Origin of the sequence: Pseudomonas sp. ENNP23, assembly GCF_001728945.1 — a bacterium.
In the GTDB taxonomy this organism is placed as follows: domain Bacteria; phylum Pseudomonadota; class Gammaproteobacteria; order Pseudomonadales; family Pseudomonadaceae; genus Metapseudomonas; species Metapseudomonas otitidis.
In genome coordinates this window covers 1-5,045 of record NZ_LYSP01000087.1, presented here as the reverse complement: position 1 = coordinate 5,045, position 5,045 = coordinate 1, and the positions used below count along the sequence as shown (strand labels likewise).

6 protein-coding genes are annotated in these 5,045 nt (G+C 68.8%); 4 read left to right on the top strand and 2 right to left on the bottom strand.

Translation table 11 applies throughout. The features are described from left to right. Positions 1 to 67 precede the first annotated feature (67 nt). Positions 68 to 958, bottom strand: a complete 891-nt coding sequence (folE2, locus tag A9G05_RS26040; protein ID WP_069563693.1) for a GTP cyclohydrolase FolE2 — start codon at positions 956 to 958, stop codon at positions 68 to 70. Positions 959 to 1,033: 75 nt separating this feature from the next. Between folE2 and dksA the strand changes: the two genes are divergently transcribed. Genes dksA through A9G05_RS26025 form a run of 3 tightly spaced genes read left to right on the top strand, consistent with a single transcriptional unit; the run spans position 1,034 to position 3,332 of the window. Then, on the top strand, positions 1,034 to 1,450 hold the full coding sequence (dksA, locus tag A9G05_RS26035) for an RNA polymerase-binding protein DksA (RefSeq protein ID WP_069563692.1): 417 nt from the start codon (positions 1,034 to 1,036) through the stop codon (positions 1,448 to 1,450). Positions 1,451 to 1,482: 32 nt separating this feature from the next. Further along, complete coding sequence (zigA, locus tag A9G05_RS26030) at positions 1,483 to 2,688, top strand: zinc metallochaperone GTPase ZigA (protein WP_069563691.1); 1,206 nt, start codon at positions 1,483 to 1,485, stop codon at positions 2,686 to 2,688. Beyond that, positions 2,688 to 3,332 (top strand): DUF1826 domain-containing protein, encoded by a 645-nt coding sequence (locus tag A9G05_RS26025; protein WP_069563690.1) that lies wholly within the window; start codon positions 2,688 to 2,690, stop codon positions 3,330 to 3,332. Before zigA ends, A9G05_RS26025 begins: the two co-directional genes overlap by 1 nt. A gap of 176 nt (positions 3,333 to 3,508) precedes the next feature. Here the strand turns inward: A9G05_RS26025 and A9G05_RS26020 are convergent, their stop codons facing one another. Further along, positions 3,509 to 3,895, bottom strand: coding sequence for an NADH:ubiquinone oxidoreductase (locus tag A9G05_RS26020; protein ID WP_069563689.1), 387 nt, complete (start codon positions 3,893 to 3,895; stop codon positions 3,509 to 3,511). An 83-nt stretch (positions 3,896 to 3,978) separates the two neighbouring features. Between A9G05_RS26020 and A9G05_RS26015 the strand changes: the two genes are divergently transcribed. Beyond that, the gene (locus tag A9G05_RS26015) at positions 3,979 to 4,947 is read left to right on the top strand and encodes a GTP-binding protein (RefSeq protein ID WP_069563688.1); all 969 of its coding nucleotides are present in this window, start codon (positions 3,979 to 3,981) and stop codon (positions 4,945 to 4,947) included. Positions 4,948 to 5,045: the final 98 nt, after the last annotated feature.

The window sequence follows — 5,045 nt, the reverse complement described above, 5'->3', positions numbered from 1 at the left end:
CTTCTGCTCGGCGGCCTGGAGGGGGGATGGCGGCGAGGGCGACGAAGAGGGCCTGGGGGGATGGAACTCAGGTCCAGAGCCAGTGGATTTCCGCCACGGCGTCGTGGGCGTGCAGGCTTTCCTCATGCTCCACACGCACCTTGAATGCAGCCAGGTCCGGCAATGCCCGCAGAGGTGTGGCCAGGCGCCGGGCGGCGTCCTCGCAGAACATCAGGTTGTGGCCATTGGCCAGCGCAAAGGCCTGCTCGTCGGCACGCTTCACGGCGGTCTGCAGCGCGGTGCCCAGGGCGGCTTCGCAGCGGTCTACCAGCTCGATCCAGTCCGGTGCCTGCAGCGGGTCCGCCGGGCGCAGCCACAGCCGCGCCTTGCTGCGTTGGCTGTGGGGCGTGGCGGGCATGGCCGCTTCGCTGCCCAGCCATTCATGCAGGGCTTCCCAGGTGGGCGTCTTCCCGGCGAAGCGTTCGCTGAAGGCACGCTGTGTCATCTGCCGCGACAGCGCCGCCGAGCACGGGCAGGTGGAGGAGTAGCCCAGTTCCAGCATGAGTTCCACGTGAAACCCCCGTGGATCAAGGCTCAGCGCGATTTCGAAGGGGTAGGCCTTGTGCCCCGACAGCGGGCTGATCAGGGCCGGCCGCCTGAGCAGCAGCTCGCCGGCCACCCGCAGGTGCGCCGAGAGGGACAGGCCCTGGTGGCTGTCGAGGAAGCCCTGCAACAGCGCCTGCAGGGCGGGGAGGGTCAGGTCCTCGCCGGCCAGGGCCTCCAGCGCCAGGTACAGCCGTGACATGTGGATGCCCCTTACGCCGGGGGTATCGAGGCTGACGCTGGCTTCCACCCGCGCCTGTACGGGTTGCCCGGCCACCTGCAGCGGCAGGCGGATACCGGCCATGCCGACGCGGTCCAGTGGGGCGAGAGTGGCCTGGGTCTGGCTGGCCACGTCGGGCAGGGTGAGGTCGTTCATCGTCGGGCTCGGCTTGCAGGGAATTGAATATGTTATGTTATAACACTTGAAAATCAAGCCACCCTTGCCGAAGCCATGCACCTCATCACCAGCGAAGACGACCTGCTCAGCCAACCGGACGAGCAGTACATGGACAACGCCCAGCAAGCCTTCTTCCAGCGCCTGCTGGAAGCCCAGCGCGAAGACCTGCGCACACGCATCGACGACGAGATGAGCGAGCTGCGGGAGATCGAGCCCGCCAGCGACGACGTCGACGTGGCCGCCCGCGAAGAGCAGCGCCAGTGGCAACTGCGCCGCCTGGAGCGGGAAAAGAAGCTGCTGGACAAGATCGACAGCGCCCTGGACCGCCTCGCCCGTGGCGAGTACGGCTGGTGCCGGGAGACCGGCGAGCCGATCGGCCTGCGCCGCCTGCTGCTGCGGCCCACCGCCGAGCTTTGCATCGAGGCCAAGGAGCGCGAAGAGCGTCGCGAACGGCACCTGCGCGACGCCTGAACTCATAACCGTGCCCTGAAGAGGATTCCGCCATGCAAGAGCGTCTTCCCGTCACCGTGCTGTCCGGCTTTCTGGGAGCCGGCAAGAGCACCCTGCTCAACCAGATCCTGAAGAACCGCGAGAACCTGCGGGTCGCCGTGATCGTCAACGACATGAGCGAGATCAACATCGACGGCAGCGAGGTCCAGCGCGACGTCAGCCTCAACCGGGGCGAGGAACGCCTGGTGGAGATGAGCAACGGCTGCATCTGCTGCACCCTGCGCGAGGACCTGCTGGAAGAGGTCGGCCGGCTGGCCCGCGAAGGCCGCTTCGACTACCTGCTGATCGAGTCCACCGGCATCTCCGAGCCCTTGCCGGTGGCCGAGACCTTCACCTTCCTCGACGAAGACGGGCGCGGCCTGTCCGACGTTGCCCGCCTCGACACCCTGGTCACCGTGGTCGACGGGGTGAACTTCCTGCGCGACTTCCACCAGGCCGAGAGCCTGGCCAGCCGTGGCGAAACCCTGGGTGAAGACGACGAGCGCTCCATCACCGACCTGCTGATCGACCAGGTTGAGTTCGCCGACGTCATCCTCATCAGCAAGATCGACCTCATCAGCCAGGCCGAGCGCGAAGAGCTGACCGCCATCCTCCAGCAGCTCAACACCGAGGCGGAGATCCTGCCCATGAGCATGGGCCGCGTACCGCTGGACAAGGTGCTCAACACCGGCCGCTTCGACTTCGAGCGGGCCGCCCGTGCGCCGGGCTGGCTCAAGGAACTGCGCGGCGAGCACCAGCCGGAAACCGAAGCCTACGGCATCGCCTCCAGCGCCTACCGGGCGCGGCGGCCGTTCCACCCCGAGCGCTTCCACGCCTTTCTCAACCGCGAGTGGCGTAACGGCCGGCTGCTGCGTTCCAAGGGCTTCTTCTGGCTGGCCAGTGCCTGGCGCGAGGCCGGCAGTTGGTCACAGGCCGGCGGCCTGATGCGCTACGGCCATGCTGGGCGCTGGTGGCGCTTCGTCCCGCGCGAGCAGTGGCCCCAGGACGAGGAAGGCCTGGAAGCGATCTTCAAGCACTGGGACCCGCAGGTGGGCGACTGCCGTCAGGAGCTGGTGTTCATCGGCCAGGGCATCGACTTCGAGCGCCTGCACGCCGAGCTGGATGCCTGCCTGCTGGACGACGCCGAGATGGCCCAGGGCGTCGAAGGCTGGTCGCGCCTGCCCGATCCCTTCGGCGGCCTGGTCGGGGAGGCGGCGTGATGGAAGCCCTGGCCCTGCGCCCGCTGCCCCGTGCGGCCATCGGCGACAACCCGGCGGTGCTGGGCGAAGCCCTGCGGGACGAGGTCAACCTCGCCGTGTGGGAGCGCCAACTGCCCCTGCACATCAGTGACTACGCCCGCTGCCTGCTGGGGCTCGGGGAGCCCTTGAGCGAGTCCCTGACCCTGGAGCTGCCGGACCCGGAGGCGCCCCTTGATCTGGATAGCCTGGCCCGGCGCTTTGCCGACATCGACGGCCATGCCGGCTTCATCGCCGACGTGGCCTGGCTGGTGCGCGCCTTCGCCTGCCTGCTGGATGCCCGGCGCATCGGCCTGCGCCTGCGGCGCCTGGACCGCGCCATGTGCCCGCGCTACCACGTCGACCACGTGCCCCTGCGGCTTATCACCACCTACGCCGGCGCCGGCAGCCACTGGCTGCAGGAAGGCCAGATGCCCCGCAGCCGCCTGGGCGACCCCGCCGCCGAGCCTGCCGCCGTGCCCGCCGGGCAGACCCTGGCGGCCGGCCATGTGGCGTTGTTCAAGGGCGAGAAGTGGCTGGGCAACGAGGGGCGAGGGGTTATCCACAGGTCGCCGGACGTCCTTCCGGGCGAGGCGCGGTTGCTGCTGACGCTGGATTGGCTGGCCTGAGCGCAGGTGTGGCTCGGCTTGATGGGGTTCGCACAGCTCACCCCATCCTACGGTGTGTGGCGGCAGGTACCGGGCCTACCGATGCTTATCCACAGATCAAAAAAAGGGCCACCCGAAGGTGGCCCTGCATCACCGAGGCCCTGCCGGCCGAGCCGGCATGGGCGAGGTACCCGAGGCTATTTCACCGCCTGGCTGTTACCGGCTGATGACGACGGGCTTTCCCAGGTGCCTTTGCCCTGGCCCTCGCAGAACGGCTTGAGGTAGCGCGCGTCGCTGGCGACGCCGTAGTAGTAGAGGTCCTGGCGGTAGGCGATGTTGCTGACCTGGCTGTTGCGGCAGACGCCGAAGGCCCCTTCGGGGCACTGCTCGGCATAGCTCACCTCCACCTTCTGGCCCGGCATCTGCGGCTTGCAGAAGCCGTCGCGGAACAACTGGGAGGGAATGCTGCGGTTGGCCTGGCAGACCTTCACGTCCAGCCGGTCGCTCTGGCTGTGGACAATGCAGGCTTCCGCCAGGGCCTGGGACGAGGCAAGCAGCAGCAGGGGCAGCAGGAACACACGCATGAAGCACCAACCCGAGTTTCTAGGATGCGCGACTTTATCACGGCCCTTTATTCACAGCCTGTGACACCGCACCATGGCACCCCATGCTGACCCACATCCCCACCCACCTGGTGGCTGGCCCTCTCGGTGCCGGCAAGACCAGCCTGATCCGCCACCTGCTGGCCCAACGCCCCATGGGCGAGCGCTGGGCGGTGCTCATCAACGAATTCGGCCAGGTCGGCCTGGATGCCGCGCTGCTGGAAACCGGCGAGGACGGCATCAGCCTGGCCGAGGTGGCCGGCGGCTGCCTCTGCTGCGTCAACGGCGCGCCCTTCCAGGTTGGGCTCGGGCGCCTGCTGCGCAAGGCGCGGCCGGACCGGCTGTTCATCGAGCCGTCCGGGCTGGGCCACCCGGGGGAGCTGCGTCGGCAGCTCGTTGCCGCGCCCTGGACCGAGGTGCTGGCCCTGCAGCCCACCCTGGTGGTGCTGGATGCCCAGGCCCTGGCTCGCGGTGAGCCGCTGCCCGCCAGCCAGCAGGCGGCATTGGAAGGTGCCGGGCTGCTGGTGCTGAACAAGGCCGGGGGCCTGCAAGCCGACGCTCGTCAGCGCATCGTCCAGGCCCTGCCAGCGGTGCCCCAGTGCTGGACCGAGCAGGGTCAACTGCCGCTGGAACGCCTGCCCGGCCTGGCGGCGCGCGCCGGCGTGGCTGTGGATAACCTCGCGCTGCCCAGTGTCCCGCCGGCTTTGCCGACCCTGTGGACAGACCCGACCCGGCCCCTCTGCCAGGCCGGCGGCCAGGGGGACGGCTGGAGCATCGGCTGGCGCTGGCACCCGTCCCAGCGCTTCGACCCGCAGCACCTGGCCGCCTGGCTCCAGGGCCTTGAATGGCGCCGCGCCAAGCTGGTTATCCACAGCGCGCAGGGCTGGGTCTCGGCCAACGCCCTGGACGGCGCCCCGCTGCACTGGCGCCCCAGTGAGTGGCGGCGGGATTCGCGGCTGGAGCTGATCTTCAGCGAGCCGCAGGAGGAGGCCGTCCTCTCGGCGGGGCTTGAGGCCTGTCGGTTGCGGGAGTGATGCCTCTCCAGCACTTGAGAGGGAGTTAGGCTGATTATCGAGTTCTGCTGGTGTTTTCTGTTTCGCCCTCCCGGGCGAGCCCCTTTTGGCAGTCGCCC